The following is a 14,358-nucleotide window of genomic DNA, read 5'->3' on the forward strand; positions in this document are numbered from 1 at the left end:
AATCCATGCTTCCGCTGCGGCGCAATGGATTGCTTCGCGGAGCCTGTCATCGGGCGCGCATTCGCGCGACCCGTTGGCTCGCAATGACGGTGAGAAAGTACAGCGCTACTCCGCGGCCGTCTTCTTCACGCGCTTGGCGGCCTTCGGCTTGGGGGGCGGGGGCGGGTTTTCCGCGAGTTCGCGGGCGTCGTCGGCCTCTTTGGCCTGGCGGAGCGCGCGCAGCCGGTCCATGTTCTTGCGCACGGCGGTGGCCTGGCGCTCGACGTCGGCGATCGCGCGTACGCCTTCCTCGGCTGCAAGCCGCTGGCGGTGCGATCGGGCGAGGCTCTCGGGCGAGGGGTCGGCTTGCTTCCTGGTGGCCATGGTCATCCTGTTGTTGGGCAGTCTGCGATCAAGGCTACAAACCGACGCGCCAAAGCCCGCCCAATCCTTCGATCGAGCGGGCCGCGTGGTCATTCCAGTACATCCGTGGAATGACGCTCGGGCTCGAGCATGTTCTGCCGCGACGAGCGCGTCAGACATGCTCAGGCTAGGACTTAGGCCAGCGAGAGATTCTCGGCGCTGGTCTTGCCACGCATCTTGTCGGTCTTCAGTTCGAACGAGACCTTCTGGCCTTCGGCCAGGCCGGAAAGACCGGCACGCTCGACAGCGCTGATATGAACGAACACATCGCTACCGCCGTCGTTGGGCTGGATGAAACCAAAGCCCTTCTGGCCGTTGAACCACTTCACAGTACCTGTAGGCATCTTCTCTTCTCCAAAAGCGCATACGCGCATCATCGCGCAAATCTGCGCATCACCAATTCAACTGACGATGTTCTTTGGAAAAGGGCCGCTTGGACCATTCAACAAGGCGCAACGGCTAATCGAATGACCGCAATATACACACTTTCCCCGAGAAGACAAGGTACGGGCCGGGGCGGGAACCCGCCGCCGGCCCGTCGCCTGTACGTCTCGTCAGTCAGCCTGGACGCAGGCGCAGCCGAAGAAACCCTCATCAGGAAAGCTCGTCTTCCAGCATTGGACCTCCGGGGCCCCCTCGCAGCTGCCGATGCACTCCATGCCGTCGTCGTTACCCTCGCACCTGCGGCCGGACGACGGATTGTCGGGAAAATCCGGGAATGCCATGCGCAGGATCCTGAGCTTGTCCGCCCAGGTTGCCGGCTCGACGTATTTCTTGCCCTTGTCGTCGCGGACGAAGAAGCCGTAGGGAAACCGAACGTCGCCGAGATTGACCCCGCTCAACGCCTTGGCGGCAGCGTTGTTGGGGTCGCGGGCTTCAGCTGCGGTCATGAACGTGATGCCGTTGCGCACAAATGCCATTGGTCGCCTCCGTTGAAGATGCGGAGATACTATCAGGCACTCTCGGGTTGTTTTGTTAAACGGCTCACAATTGGAGATGGATTGGAAACGAAACGGCACCCGGACGGCGGCTCACTCCGCAGCAGTCGCTTCCGCAGCGGGCTCGTCCTTCCAGCGCAGGATCTCGGCGGCGAGGATCGGATGATTGAATCCCTTCAGCACCAGATCGTCGATCGCGCAGCCCTCGACGTAAGGCTCGACCATGCCGAAGACGCGGCGGCTGACCACGATCTGGTTGGCCTTGGCCTCGCCGCATAGCCGGGAGGCGAGGTTGGTGACGCTGCCGATCGCGGCATATTCCAGCCGCTGCTCGAAGCCGACCTGGCCGAGCGTGGCATAGCCGACCGCGATGCCGATGCCGAAGCCGAGTGTGTGGCCGCGGTTGCGCCAGCGTTCGGTCAAGGGGCCGATGGTGTCGCGCATCTCGACCGCCATCTTCACCGCGCGCGCAGTGTGGTCGTCGAGCTGGATCGGCGCGTTGAACAGGATCATCACGCCGTCGCCGGCATATTTGTCGAGCGTGCCCTCATATTTGAAGATCAGCTTGCCGAGCGCGGCATGATATTCGCGCAGCACGTTCATCGCCTCTTCCGGCTCGGTCGCTTCGGTGAACGCGGTGAAGCCGCGCAGATCGCAGAACACGACCGTCACTTCGCGGCGGTGGCTGGCGAGCAGGCCCTCGGGGCTGTCGGAGGAGGCGATCAGTTGCGCCACCTGCGGCGCCAGGAAGCGTTCGAGCCTGCGGATGCGCTCGATCTCGCCGAGCTGGGTCTCGACCCGCTCCTCCAGCGACTTGTTCCAGTCCTTCAGCTCTTCAGTCTGCTGCTGGAGCTTGTCGGCCTGCTCGCGCACCGTGCCATGCGCTTGCTCCAGCGCGTGACTCTTGTGGTCCACTTCGGTGAAGAGCCGCGCATTGCGCATCGCCAGCACCGATTGGTGCGCAAACGTCTTCATCAAGCCGATCAGATTGGTCGGGAAGTCGCCGGTCGCCTTGCGCAGCACCACCAGCGAGCCGAGCACGCCCTGCTGGTCGACCAGCGGCACCACCAGCACCGAGTGGAAGCCGGCGCCGACCACGACGTCGCGCAGCGGATTGTCGGGGATCTCAGTCAGATCGGGGAATGTCAGCGGCTCGCCCTTCGCGGCGGCCTCGGCCAGCGGGCTGCCGACTTCCGCGATCGCGCGATGGCTGCCTTCGGCCTGCTTGTCGATGCCGATCGATTCCGTCAGGTTGAAGCTGCGGCTTGCTGCATCGTAGCCATAGATCAGCACGGCGTCGGCATGGGTGATCTCGAGCGCGCGGGCGGCCACCGTCGGCAGCACGGCGTTGAGATCGAGCGAGGACGACACCGCGCGGCCGACCTCCTCCAGCACCTTCAGCTCGTTGATCGATTGCGCCAGATCGCGCGTGCGCTCCTTCACCTTCCATTCGAGGTCGGAATAGGTCTCGGCAAGCTGCCCGGCCATGCTGTTGAACTGGCCGGCGAGTTCCTCCAATTCGTCCGCGGTCTTGACCTCGATGCGGTGGCCGAAATCGCCCGCCCCCAATCGTCGCGCGCCGGTGCGCAGCGCCGTGATCGGCACCAGCATGCGCCGCGCCAGGATCGTGCCGGCGATGATCGCGACCACAAGGCCGAGCGCGATCAGAAGCGCGATGCGCACCAGCTGGTCGCGGATCGGCGCCAGCGCCTGCGCGGTCGGCTGCTCGAAGAACACGAACCAGCCGAGCTTGGGCATCGCGCGCGCGGTGGTCAGCACGGCGTTGCCGTCGCTGTCGGTGCCGGAGGCGACAGTTGCGCTTTCGGATCCAAGCATAGCCGCGACCTGCGGCAGGGCGGAGAGATCCCTGCCGAGGTCCGGCCCCTTCGACGAGCTCGCCAGCACGTGGCCCTTGGGATCGACGACATAGGCGAAGGCGAAACGGCCGACCTGGGAATCGCCGAGGAAATCATTCAGGAAGCGCAGGTCGATCTCGGCCATTGTGACGCCGGCATTGAAGCCGGAATGCTGCTCGCCGATCGACATATACGGCCGCTCGTCGCGGAAATAGGCCGGCGCGTAGGCGGTGCCGAGGCTGAGCGTGTCGGTGAAGCGCAGGTCGCGGGAGAAGTCGGCGTTGGAGTTCAACGTGACGGTCTGGCGCGACAGCCGCAGCTCCTCGCGGCCCTGGCCGTTGATGTAGGTGAGCTGGCTCACGGCCGGCACCTGGGCGAGCAGCTGGGTGTAATCGGCGCGGCGCAGCGCCAGCGTGTTCGAATAGGCCCGCGTCGCCCAGGAGATCTGGCGATCGAGATCGGAGATCGATTGCTCGATGCGCTTGGCGGTGGCGTCCGCCTTCTCGCCCATCGCGTCCGTCAGTGTGCTCTTGATGCCGCGATAGCTGATCCAGGTTTCGAGCGCGCCGTTGACGGCCAGCACGAACACGACAAGGCCGACGAGGGCGAGCACATATTTGGCAAACAAGCCCCCGCGCAGGAACCAGACCTTGTCCTTGACCTCGTTCATCCAGCCTCGTCCGCCCCTTCAAATCAACCGGGTGCGCCGCAGTATGGAGGCTTGTTTAGCACGGATCGGGGGGCCGGGGCGGTGGCCTGGCTCACATGGTTAGCCCCGAATTTTGGCGGGGGAAGCCGGGATTATCAGCGGTTGAAGAGCTGCCGCAGCACTTCGTTCATCGCCGGATTGTCGTGCTGCTCGGCGGTATCGGCCGGAGCCGGGTTGGCGGGGGCCGGTGGCGCGGCCTGGGTGAGGCTACGTCCTTGGCTCGACCCTTGACCCGACCCTTGGCTCCCGCGCGCCGCGTTGCCCTGGTTCAGGGTGGAGAGGCCCTGCTGCAGCAAGCCGCCGATGGTGTCGCCAAGCTGCCCGGCAGGCAAATTGGGCTGGCCGGTGGCGCCGCCCGTGGCCTGGCCGCTGCTGCCGGGCTGCGCGGGCGTCCCGCCGCCCTGCGCGCCATTGAGAAGATTGGTCAGGCCGCCGAGGCTCTGGCCGAGACCCTGGCCAAGTCCCTGGCCGTTCGGCCCGAACAGGCCCTTGCCCATCTCCTTGAGCTTGGCATAGGCAGCATCAGGGTTGTCGAGAATGCCTTGGATTTCAGGATAGATCCGCGGGCCGACCCACGGCCCCTCGATCATCACGGGAATGCCGAAGCCGACCGGGTTGCCGGCGCGGCCCTGGCCTTCGGTCGTCATCACGAGCTGCGGCTCGACGCGGAACCCGATCTGCCGCGTGTTGAGATCGATGGTGCCGACCCCGGTCATCTTCACCAGCGGGCCGACCAGATTGAGATCGGTGGTGACGGCCTGGCCCTTGTCGATCTTGAAGGAGGCCGAGAGCTGGCTGAGATCGGTCGACTGCGCCTCGCTCTCCTGCCAGCCCGACAGAGTGCCGGCGGTGAGGTTGCGGATCATCTGCGCGACGTTGAGGCCGAGAATCTTGCCGTCCCGGAACACCGCAAACGCGGTGCCGCCGAGATTGGCGACGATGGCGCGTTCGCTGTTGCCCTGCGAACGGAGGCTGATCCTCGCCTGCATCCGGCCGTCGAGCCTGTCGAACTCGGCGAGACTCTTGAGCACCGGCAGCGCGCGCACGCCGTTAAGATCGAGCTGCAGCGTGTACGCCGGATTGGTGGTCGAGGCATCGATCGTGAGGTCGCCATTGGCGTTGCCCTCATAGGCGCCGAGATTGGCGAGCCGGCCCTTCAGCACGCCGCTGTTGACCGTTGCATCGATCGCCGCCGGCGCGAAGCGGCCGTCGCCGATCATGAGTTCCGCCGCCGAGATGCGCGCCTGCGCGTCGACATAGTTCAGCGCGTTGAGGTCGATCGAGGCGTTGCTCCAGGAAGGCTGCGCCGCCGCATCGGGCTGGCTCGCCGTCGTAGCAAGGGTAATCCGCTGGAAGTCGAGATCGAGCTTCACCAGCGGCTTGTTGCTGGCGAAGTCGACCGAGGCCCAGCCGGTGAAGCCGCCGTCGCCAAGCGTGCCGGAGACGCCGTTGAACATCACGACGGTGCCGTTCAGCCGCACCTCGGCATTGGCCTTGATTGCGCCTGGCAACAGGCCCGGCGCATCGATGCTGATTTCGGTTGGCACGTTCTGCCGCTCCAGCGGCGGCGCAGGCGCGGTGGCCCGGATCTCGAATTTCAGCGGTCTGTCATTGGCGCGCGCATTGCCCGCGACGACGATCTTGCGGTCGGCGCCGACCGTCACGTCGGCATTGAGCGTCTCGATCCGGTTCTCGACCCGATCGCGGACATTGGAGAACACGATGGTGCCGCCGGTGACGCTGACATGGCGGATCGTGACGGCGCTTGCGTCTCTGGAAGCTGAGGATTTCGCCGGCGGATTGTTCTCGCGGATGCGCTCGCGCTGCAGCGGCAAATTGACCACGGGCCGGACGATGACGAGGTCGCTGATATCAGGCTTGCCCGACCACAGGCTCGACAGCGTCATGTCGGCCTGGATGCTGCTCGCGGTGAAGCGGTTGTTGATCTCCTGTTCCCGGGGATCGTGCAGCGCGACGTCGCTCAGCGTGAGGGTGATGGTCGGCCAAAGCCCGATCCTGGCGCCGCCATTGATCGCGAGCTTGTAGCCGGTCTCGCGCTCGACCCGCTCTGTGATCGCCGAGGTCAGGAAACCGGACGGGATCCCGATCGCCGCGAGCAGCGCGACGATCACGAGCACGACGGCGACGGCGGCCCCGGCAAATTTCAATGCTCTCATGTCGTCATTCCAGACCGGGCAAGCGGCGTCAGATTGGCTCAGTGGTGGGCCGGCCGATCGCGCGAGATTATCCCGCAAAACCGGACCCCGCTCCAACGCTTGGCTCCAAGGAATGAAAAAATATCCGCGGCTTCGGTGAACTTATGTGACGTGTGACACACTTCCATGAGGGTGAACTTTGCTAACCGGCGTTGGCGGGACCGCCGGACTCGATTGGAAGGCAATAAAATGAGCAAACAGGTCGAATTTGCGGTTATTTTGAAGATGAACCCGATGTTCGCGGATCTCGGCGCGGACGAACTGCAGCGGCTGTCAGGCCTTTGCCATACCCAGCAGCTCGCGAACGGCGAGGTGCTGTTCCAGAAGGGCGATGCCGGTGACGCGCTGTTCGGGGTCCGCCGCGGCCAGGTCCGCATCGAGACCGGCGCCTCCGACGGCAGCCGGCTGACGCTGAACTTCATGGGGCCCGGCGATCTGTTTGGCGAGGTCGCGGTGCTCGATGGCCAGGACCGCACCGCGGACGCGACCGCGGGCGAGGCCAGCGAATTGTTCGTGCTGCGGCGTCAGGATTTCCTCACCTTCCTCGAGCAAGAGCCGAAGGTCGCGGTGAGGTTGATCGAATTGTTGTGCCAGCGCATCCGCTGGCAGAGCGAGCGCATGGAAGAATCTGTGCTGCAGCCGCTGCCGGTGCGGCTGGCGCGGCGGCTGTGCGCGCTGGCCGAGGATTACGGTTCCGAGGTGCACATCTCGCAGGAACAGCTCGGCGTCTTCGTCGGCGCCGCGCGCGAGAGCGTCAACCGTCAGCTCCAGACCTGGCGCAAGGACGGCATCCTCGACCTGCAGCGCGGGCGCATCCTGCTGCACAACATCACCAAGCTGACGACGGTCGCGCGCAACGACTAGAAACGTTGCGTGCAACGTGCGCGGGAAGATCGAATCGTCTCGCGCAGTTCGCACGCGTATGCACGCGCGTCCGATTGCTTAAAAGACTTGCTTGCGGGAACCGGCCGCGATCGCTTTGATCTTGGCGGGTCCTTGGGGTGACACCCAGCCTTGCTGGCCTCACGCCATCCACCTGCAAACCTCTGCGGTCCTCCCGTTGACCGCAGGGGTTTTTGCTTTCTGCAGATGCGCGTGATGAGCCGTCAGGCGAATACGTCTATCGCTGCACGATCTCCGGGTCGGACCAGCGCAGATATTGTCGCGGTGCGGTGCCGAGCTCGCGCTTGAACATCGCGGCGAAAGCGCTCGGGCTGTCATAGCCGACGTCAAGTGCGACGCAGGTGACGGCCTCACCAGCCCCGAGCCGCGCCAACGCTTCCAGAAGGCGCACGCGCTGACGCCATGCCGAAAAGCTTTGTCCGGTTTCGCGCCGGAACAAACGTGTCAATGTGCGCCGGCTGAAGTGACAGCGATCCGCCCATTCGTCGAGCGTGAGAGCCGAACTCGGATCGGCCAGCACCGCCTCGCAGATCGCGGCGAGCCGTGGATCAGGTGGGACCCGCACGTGCAGGGAAACCTCCGGCATTCTGCCGATTTCGTCGAGCAGGAATTCGACAAGCCGACCGTCGCGCCCGTCGGGGTCGTAACGCGTCGGCATCTGCACCGCCTCCTGCATCAACGCTTCAACCAGGGAGGACACCCTGATCAGGCGGCATGTTGCCGGAGCATTCTTCACTTGGTCTCGCGTGACATAGATGGTCTGGATCTCGGCCTCGCCCCATGCCCGCGACTGGTGCACGATTCCGGCCGGAATCCAGAGGCCGTGGCCGGGCGGCACGACGAAATGGCCACGTTCGGTCTTCATCGAGGTGACGCCTGCCGTCTGCAGGATGAACTGGTCGCGTCGATGCGCGTGTCGCGCACTCATGCTCTCGTTCGGATAGCTTGCCGCCATCGCCGCGACCGGCCGCTCGACCTGTTGCAGTTGTCCGGCATAATGCGCCGCGGCCACGGGACCGGATTGCTTGCGGCTGACGCGCAAGTCGACGGTGTCATTTGGTCGCGCTGCGACTTTCAAATGTCGTGAACTCCTGATCAATCGCCTTTTCGCAGGGTGCTTGTTTTCGCAGGGAGCTATGCATCTTCCGGGCCAAATGGCCCGATCGCGATGATGATTGACCCCTTTCAGGTAGCGCGGGCCACGGCGTTTGGCAACAATGCACACCCGCGACATTCGCCGCAATCGAATGCATGACGCGCGGCGACGGAGAGGTCCGATGAACAGACGCGAATTCACCATGGCCATGCTGGCCTCGGGTGCAGCCATCCCGTTCGGTATCACGCGGGCAGCGGGCCAGACCCGCGGCGGGACGCTCAACACCATCATCCAGCCCGAGCCGCCGGTTTTGGTGACTGCGCTGAACCAGCAGCAGCCGACACTCACGCTCGGCGGCAAGATCTACGAGAGCCTCTTGAAATATGGCGCCGATCTCAAGCCGATGCCCGGCATGGCGCAATCCTGGGAGGTTTCGCCTGACGGCCTGACCTACACATTCAAGCTGTTTCCCGGCATCACCTTCCACGACGGCAAGCCGATGACGTCGGAAGACGTGGTGTTCAGCTGCATGACGCTGTTGAAGGAAACCCATCCGCGCGCGCGGCAGAACTTTTCCCGCGTGGCGTCGGCCGAAGCGCCCGATCCGCTCACCGTCGTGTTCAAGCTGAAGCAGCCGTTTGCGCCGTTCATCGGTTGCTTTGATTGCACGTCCGCCCCGATCGTGCCCAAGCACATCTACGAAGGCACCGACTACCGCAAGAACCCGCTGAACGACCAGGCGATCGGCACCGGTCCGTTCAAGCTCAAGGAGTGGGTGCGCGGCTCGCATGTTCACCTTGTCAGGCACGAGGGCTACTATCTCAAGGACCAGCCCTATCTCGATGAAATTCTGTACCGCGTGATTCCGGACGCCGCCTCCCGGGCGCTGGCGCTCGAAAACGGCACGGTCCAGCTCGCGCAATGGGCCGACGTCGAGTTCTACGACGTGCAGCGGTTCAAGACGCAGAAGAACCTCGAGGTGACCACCAAGGGCTACGAATACTTCGCCCCGCATCAGTGGATCGAGATGAACAACCGCATTGCGCCGATGAACGACAAGCGGTTCCGGCAAGCGGTGATGCACCTGATCGATCGCGACGCGTACAACAAGCGCGTCTATTTCGGCAACGCCAAGGTTGCGACCGGCCCGATTTCGTCGAAGACACGGTTCTACGATGCGAATGTGAAGCGCTACGAATTCTCGACGGACAAGGCCAAGGCGCTGCTTGACGAGATGGGGCTCAAGCCCGACGCCAACGGCAAGCGCGCCGAGATCAATTACGTCGTGCCGCCCTACGGCGAGTCCTACCAGCGCGCCGGCGAGTTCTTCCGCCAGAGTTTTGCGCGCGTCGGCATCGACCTCGTCCTTGTCGGCACCGACATGGCCGGCTGGGCGGACAAAGTCGGCAACTGGGACTACGAGATGACCCAGAACCTGCTCTATCAGCTTGGCGATCCCGCGCTCGGCGTCGCGCGCACCTATATTTCGTCGAACATCAAGAAGGGCATCCTGTTCTCGAACACGCAAGGCTATTCGAATCCTGAGGTCGACAAACTGTTCGACGAGGCCGCTGTGGCGCTCGATGAAGCCAAGCGCCAGGAGCTTTACACCAAGGTGCAGCAGATCCTGGTCGAGGAGGTGCCCGTGGCCTGGACGCTCGAGATCGAATACCCCGTCATCTACGACAAGGCGTTCAAGAACATCGTGACGACTGGTATCGGCTCGCACGAAACCTTCGGGTCGGTCTACAAATCGTGACCCGGCTCGGGAGCGTCGCGGCGTTCGGGCTTATGGCGATCAGCCGTATCGCCCAGCTTGTCGCCGTCATCCTCGTCATAGCGACGTTCAACTTCGTGCTGGTGCGGGCCGCACCCGGCGACCCGGCCCAGGTGATGGCCGGGCAATCCGGCGCATCCGATCCGAAGCTGCTGGACGATCTGCGCAAGGAGTATGGGCTCGACAAGCCGTATCTCGTGCAGCTCGCGAGCCAGCTCGGCCGCGTCCTCCGGCTCGATCTCGGCTACTCCTATCGACAGCGCCGCCCCGTCGTCGATCTCATCCTCGAGCGGCTTCCGGCGACGCTGTTGTTGACGGTGACGGCGTTCTGTCTTGCCCTGCTGATCGGCATCGTGCTCGGCGCGCTGGCCGGCCTCGCGGCCGGCAGCGTGCTTGATACGGTCTTTACCGTGCTCTCGCTGGTGCTCTACGCCACGCCGGTATTTTGGCTCGGCCTCATGCTTGTCCTCGTCTTCTCGGTGACGCTGGGCTGGCTGCCGCCGTTCGGCTATGAGACAATCAACGTCCAGCTCTCGCCGTTGCAGCATGTGCTCGACATCTTGATGCACATGATCATGCCGGTCACCTCGCTGACGGCGATCTATCTGGCGATCTATGCGCGGCTGATGCGATCCTCGATCATCGAAGTCGCCCAGCAGGATTTCATCAAGACGGCGCGCGCCAAGGGCTTGTCCGGGTCGCGCATTGTGGTCGGTCACATGCTGCGCAATGCGCTGGTGCCGGTCGTGACCGTTGCCGGCATGCAAGCCGGCGCGCTGGTCGGGGGCGCCGTGGTGATCGAGACGGTATTTGCCTGGCCCGGCCTCGGCCGCCTCACCTTTGAGGCCCTGCTGCAGCGCGACTATCCGGTCCTGCTCGGCATCTTCCTGGTGCTGTCGATCGTCGTGATCGTGCTCAACCTGCTTACCGACCTGGTTTACCGGCTGATCGATCCACGCATGACGACGGGAGCGGCGTGATGGATACGATCCGCGCCTTCCTGCGTCATCCGAGCGGAATGATCGGGCTTGTCCTGCTGCTGATCGTCCTGATCGTGGCGATTCTCGCGCCGACCATGTTTCCGGTCTCTCCGTGGGAGATGGTCGGTGCTCCCTTCACGCCGCCCGGCGAGGACGGCATGTGGCTCGGCGGCGATACGCTCGGCCGCGATGTCGCCGCCGGCGTGGCCTATGGGGCGCGGGTCTCGCTCCTGATCGGCATTGCGTCGGCGCTTGCGGCGATGGCGATCGGCGTCGTCGTCGGCGCAATCTCGGGCTATTTCGGCGGCAAGATCGATCTCGTGCTGATGCGAATGACGGAATTGTTCCAGACCATTCCGGCCTTCATTCTGGCGATACTCCTGGTCGCGACCTTCAATCCGTCGCTGCTCACCATCATCCTGACGATCGGCGCGGTGAGCTGGCCGCCACTGGCGCGGCTGACGCGCGCGGAGTTCCTGCGGCTGCGGCACCGCGAATTCGTCGAGGCCGCGCTGTGCCAGGGCGAGCGCACCTGGCGTATCGTGATCGGCCATATCCTGCCGAATGCGATCTCGCCGATCCTGGTCGTGACGTCGCTGACGGTCGCCACCGCGATCCTGTTGGAAAGCGCGCTGTCCTTCATGGGGCTCGGCGATCCCAATCTGATGTCATGGGGCTTCATGATCGGCGCGGGGCGTACTGTGATCCGGAACGCCTGGTGGATGAGCGTGTTTCCGGGACTGGCCATCCTGATCACCGTGCTGGCGATCAATTTGTTCGGAGAAGGATTGTCCGACGTGCTCAATCCGCGGGTCTCGAGGCGCCGGACATGAGCGAAGCTGTGCAAGCCAATGCGCCGGTGCTGTCGGTCGAGGCGCTGTCGATCGCGCTGCCTGAGGGCGGTGACCGCGCGCTGGCGGTGGAGAACGTCTCGTTCGAGATCAGGCCCAATGAGGTGGTCTGTCTGGTCGGCGAATCCGGCTCCGGCAAGTCGATGATTGCCCACGCGGTGCTGTCGCTGCTGCCGAGGGGCGTCGGCATCGCGTCCGGCGTGGTGACGGTCGCGGGGCAGGATCCATCAAAGCTCGACCGGCGCGCGCTGCGGAGCCTGCGCGGCGGGGACGCCGCGATGATCTTCCAGGAGCCGTTGTCCTCGCTCAATCCACTCAAGCGCGTCGGCAAGCAGATCGAGGAGATGATCGCGGCCCACCAGCGCCCTGTGCCGTCAGGGCCCGAAGTGAAGCAGCGGGTACAGACGCTGCTGACGCAGGTCGGTCTGCCCAACCCGCAGCTGCTGGAGAAGAGCTATCCGTTCGAACTGTCAGGCGGCCAACGCCAGCGCGTGATGATTGCGATGGCGATGGCCAACCGGCCCGCGCTGCTGATCGCCGACGAGCCGACAACGGCACTCGATGTCACAACGCAGCGTCAGATTCTCCGCCTGATCGATGATCTCCGGCGCGAGCGCGGCATGGGCGTGCTGCTGATCACCCATGATTTTGGCGTCGTCGCCGACGTCGCCGATCGCGTCGTGGTGCTGCGCCACGGCAAGGTGGTCGAGCAGGGGACGGTCGACGAGGTGCTGCGCAATCCCAAAGCGGCCTACACGCGCGAACTGATCGATGCGGTGCCGAAGGCGCGCTTTGCGGATATCCATGGCAGGGTCGTGCGTCCCGAACCGCTGCTGGAGGTGGTCGGCCTGCAGAAGACATTCCGGGTCAAGCGCGGCTGGTTGCAGCCGCCACGCGAAGTCCTCGCTGCTGACGGTATCTCGCTGACCTTGCACGAGGGCGAGACGCTCGCAGTCGTCGGTGAGTCCGGCTCCGGCAAATCGACGCTCGGGCGCATGATCCTGCGGCTTACCGAGCCTGATAGCGGTGCCATCCGGTTCGGTGATCAGGACCTCAGGCAGTTGCGCGGCGAAGCGCTGCGCCAGGCGCGGCGGCAGCTCCAGATCGTGTTCCAGGACCCGTTTGCGAGCCTCGATCCCCGCCAGAAGGTCGGCGATGCCGTCGCGCGCGGTCCGATGGCTTACGGCACGTCGCGCGCTGATGCGATGGAACTGGCGAAGAAGCTGCTGGTGCGGGTCGGATTGTCTGATGCCGCCGCGGGTCGTTATCCGCACGAATTTTCGGGCGGCCAGCGCCAGCGCATCTGCATCGCGCGGGCGCTGGCGCTCAAGCCGCGGGTGCTGATCGCCGACGAGGCGGTGTCGGCGCTCGATGTCTCGGTGCAGGCCCAGGTGCTGGCGCTGCTCGCCGAGCTGCGCCAGGAGATGCAGCTCGCCATGATCTTCATCACCCACGATCTGCGCATCGCCGCCGAGATCGCCGACCGCGTCATCGTGCTGCAGAAGGGACGTATCGTCGAGGAAGGCTTGACGGCCGATGTCTTCACCGCGCCGCGCCAGGCCTATACCCGCGACCTGCTCGACGCGATTCCGGGCCGCAGCTTCTTCGATCAGCCGGGTTTCGCGGTTACGCCCGAGGCCCAGGCCGCGGTCGGGGTCATCTCATGACGGATGCCGATTTTAACGGTTTGGGTATAGACTGACAGAATGGGAGGTTCGCTATGAACAGACATGTCGCCAGCGACAAACCGCCGGTCAAGTCACCGGAGGATCTTCGCGCGCATTTCGGGCAAGTAAGCCCGCTCGCCGAAAAGAAGGTCCTCAATCATATCGACAAGTTCTGCCGCGACTTCATCGCGCTGTCGCCATTCCTGGTCATCGCCACCAGCGATGGCAAGGGCCACGCCGATGCCAGTCCGCGCGGCGATGCGCCAGGCTTCGTCGCCGTGATCGACGACAAGACGCTGCTGATCCCGGACCGGCGCGGCAACAACCGCGTCGACACCTTCAGCAACATCCTGGCCTCGCCCGGAATCGGCCTGATCTTCCTGGTGCCCGGCATCAACGAAACGCTGCGCATCAACGGCCGCGCGGAGATCTCGCAGGAGCCGGACCTGCTGACGCCGCTGACGGTGCAGAACGTCACGCCGGTCATCGGGCTGAAGGTGCATGTCGATGAAACCTATTTCCATTGCGGCAAGGCGCTGATGCGCTCGAAGCTTTGGAATCCCGCCACCCAGGTCGAGCGTCACAGCTTTCCGACGCTCGGCCGGATCATTGCCGAGCAGACCGCCGCGGTTGAGGTCGAGGTCGCCGAGAAGACGATGGAAGAGGCCTACCGGACGAGACTCTACTAGAGCCTTTTCGGTTCTGATTGAATCAGAACCGAAGCCACAATCTCGTCATGCCCGGCCTTGTGCCGGGCATCTACGTCTTGATTTCCAGGAAAGAAAGACGTGGATGGCCGGGACAAGCCCGGCCATGACGGTGTGGAAACGTCTGCGTCAAAGCCGAGGGACGCTTGTGCGACTTCGGAATAGTGGAATTATGCCGCTGAGTTGCCCGACATGTCAAGTTGTCGTGTCGAGCGCCGGCAGCCGCCGGCTACTTTGCATGGGGTTGTTTTCGATA

Annotated in this window: 12 protein-coding genes; 6 read left to right on the forward strand and 6 right to left on the reverse strand. The window is 64.3% G+C overall.

The window, feature by feature from the left end; translation table 11 throughout:
• Window positions 1-105 precede the first annotated feature (105 nt).
• The 5 genes from UP09_RS24035 to UP09_RS24055 form a co-directional block, all read right to left on the reverse strand.
• Window positions 106-456, reverse strand: coding sequence for a transcriptional regulator (locus tag UP09_RS24035; protein ID WP_502689074.1), 351 nt, complete (start codon window positions 454-456; stop codon window positions 106-108).
• Window positions 457-536: 80 nt separating this feature from the next.
• Entirely contained in the window at window positions 537-746 is a 210-nt protein-coding gene (locus tag UP09_RS24040; protein WP_044540783.1) for a cold-shock protein, read from the reverse strand.
• 210 nt (window positions 747-956) lie between these two features.
• A complete protein-coding gene (locus UP09_RS24045) occupies window positions 957-1,322 on the reverse strand; it encodes a hypothetical protein (RefSeq protein WP_044540784.1) in 366 nt (121 codons plus the stop codon).
• A 111-nt stretch (window positions 1,323-1,433) separates the two neighbouring features.
• Window positions 1,434-3,866 (reverse strand): adenylate/guanylate cyclase domain-containing protein, encoded by a 2,433-nt coding sequence (locus tag UP09_RS24050; RefSeq protein WP_044540785.1) that lies wholly within the window; start codon window positions 3,864-3,866, stop codon window positions 1,434-1,436.
• 134 nt (window positions 3,867-4,000) lie between these two features.
• Window positions 4,001-6,082 (reverse strand): AsmA family protein, encoded by a 2,082-nt coding sequence (locus UP09_RS24055; protein ID WP_044540786.1) that lies wholly within the window; start codon window positions 6,080-6,082, stop codon window positions 4,001-4,003.
• A gap of 228 nt (window positions 6,083-6,310) precedes the next feature.
• Between UP09_RS24055 and UP09_RS24065 the strand changes: the two genes are divergently transcribed.
• Window positions 6,311-6,985 (forward strand): Crp/Fnr family transcriptional regulator, encoded by a 675-nt coding sequence (locus tag UP09_RS24065; RefSeq protein WP_044540788.1) that lies wholly within the window; start codon window positions 6,311-6,313, stop codon window positions 6,983-6,985.
• A gap of 256 nt (window positions 6,986-7,241) precedes the next feature.
• Here UP09_RS24065 and UP09_RS24070 read toward each other — a convergent pair whose 3' ends face one another.
• Complete coding sequence (locus UP09_RS24070; protein WP_044540789.1) at window positions 7,242-8,102, reverse strand: AraC family transcriptional regulator; 861 nt, start codon at window positions 8,100-8,102, stop codon at window positions 7,242-7,244.
• A 199-nt stretch (window positions 8,103-8,301) separates the two neighbouring features.
• Between UP09_RS24070 and UP09_RS24075 the strand changes: the two genes are divergently transcribed.
• From UP09_RS24075 to UP09_RS24095, 5 genes are read left to right on the forward strand one after another with little or no spacing between them, the layout of a single operon-like run.
• Window positions 8,302-9,879: an ABC transporter substrate-binding protein gene (locus tag UP09_RS24075; protein WP_044540790.1), complete on the forward strand. Its 1,578-nt coding sequence runs from the start codon at window positions 8,302-8,304 to the stop codon at window positions 9,877-9,879.
• Window positions 9,876-10,877 carry an ABC transporter permease gene (locus UP09_RS24080; RefSeq protein ID WP_052833193.1) on the forward strand — a complete coding sequence of 334 codons (1,002 nt, stop codon included), beginning with the start codon at window positions 9,876-9,878 and terminating at the stop codon, window positions 10,875-10,877. Before UP09_RS24075 ends, UP09_RS24080 begins: the two co-directional genes overlap by 4 nt.
• Window positions 10,877-11,710 (forward strand): ABC transporter permease, encoded by an 834-nt coding sequence (locus UP09_RS24085; protein ID WP_044540791.1) that lies wholly within the window; start codon window positions 10,877-10,879, stop codon window positions 11,708-11,710. The genes UP09_RS24080 and UP09_RS24085 overlap by 1 nt, the downstream gene beginning before the upstream one ends.
• On the forward strand, window positions 11,707-13,395 hold the full coding sequence (locus UP09_RS24090; protein WP_044540792.1) for a dipeptide ABC transporter ATP-binding protein: 1,689 nt from the start codon (window positions 11,707-11,709) through the stop codon (window positions 13,393-13,395). The genes UP09_RS24085 and UP09_RS24090 overlap by 4 nt, the downstream gene beginning before the upstream one ends.
• Window positions 13,396-13,448: 53 nt before the next feature.
• Window positions 13,449-14,084: a pyridoxamine 5'-phosphate oxidase family protein gene (locus UP09_RS24095; RefSeq protein ID WP_044540793.1), complete on the forward strand. Its 636-nt coding sequence runs from the start codon at window positions 13,449-13,451 to the stop codon at window positions 14,082-14,084.
• The last annotated feature ends 274 nt before the right edge of the window (window positions 14,085-14,358 follow it).

It is taken from the genome of Bradyrhizobium sp. LTSP885 (assembly GCF_000938305.1).
Classification (GTDB): domain Bacteria; phylum Pseudomonadota; class Alphaproteobacteria; order Rhizobiales; family Xanthobacteraceae; genus Bradyrhizobium.

Bases quoted from the DNA above. Each gene is read 5' to 3' on its own strand.
- UP09_RS24095 (WP_044540793.1), top strand. From the start codon at position 13,449: ATGAACAGACATGTCGCCAGCGACAAACCGCCGGTCAAGTCACCGGAG.
- UP09_RS24035 (WP_502689074.1), bottom strand. From the start codon at position 456: ATGACCACGCGGCCCGCTCGATCGAAGGATTGGGCGGGCTTTGGCGCG.
- UP09_RS24055 (WP_044540786.1), bottom strand. From the start codon at position 6,082: ATGAGAGCATTGAAATTTGCCGGGGCCGCCGTCGCCGTCGTGCTCGTG.
- UP09_RS24085 (WP_044540791.1), top strand. From the start codon at position 10,877: ATGGATACGATCCGCGCCTTCCTGCGTCATCCGAGCGGAATGATCGGG.
- UP09_RS24090 (WP_044540792.1), top strand. From the start codon at position 11,707: ATGAGCGAAGCTGTGCAAGCCAATGCGCCGGTGCTGTCGGTCGAGGCG.
- UP09_RS24065 (WP_044540788.1), top strand. From the start codon at position 6,311: ATGAGCAAACAGGTCGAATTTGCGGTTATTTTGAAGATGAACCCGATG.
- UP09_RS24075 (WP_044540790.1), top strand. From the start codon at position 8,302: ATGAACAGACGCGAATTCACCATGGCCATGCTGGCCTCGGGTGCAGCC.
- UP09_RS24050 (WP_044540785.1), bottom strand. From the start codon at position 3,866: ATGAACGAGGTCAAGGACAAGGTCTGGTTCCTGCGCGGGGGCTTGTTT.
- UP09_RS24040 (WP_044540783.1), bottom strand. From the start codon at position 746: ATGCCTACAGGTACTGTGAAGTGGTTCAACGGCCAGAAGGGCTTTGGT.
- UP09_RS24045 (WP_044540784.1), bottom strand. From the start codon at position 1,322: ATGGCATTTGTGCGCAACGGCATCACGTTCATGACCGCAGCTGAAGCC.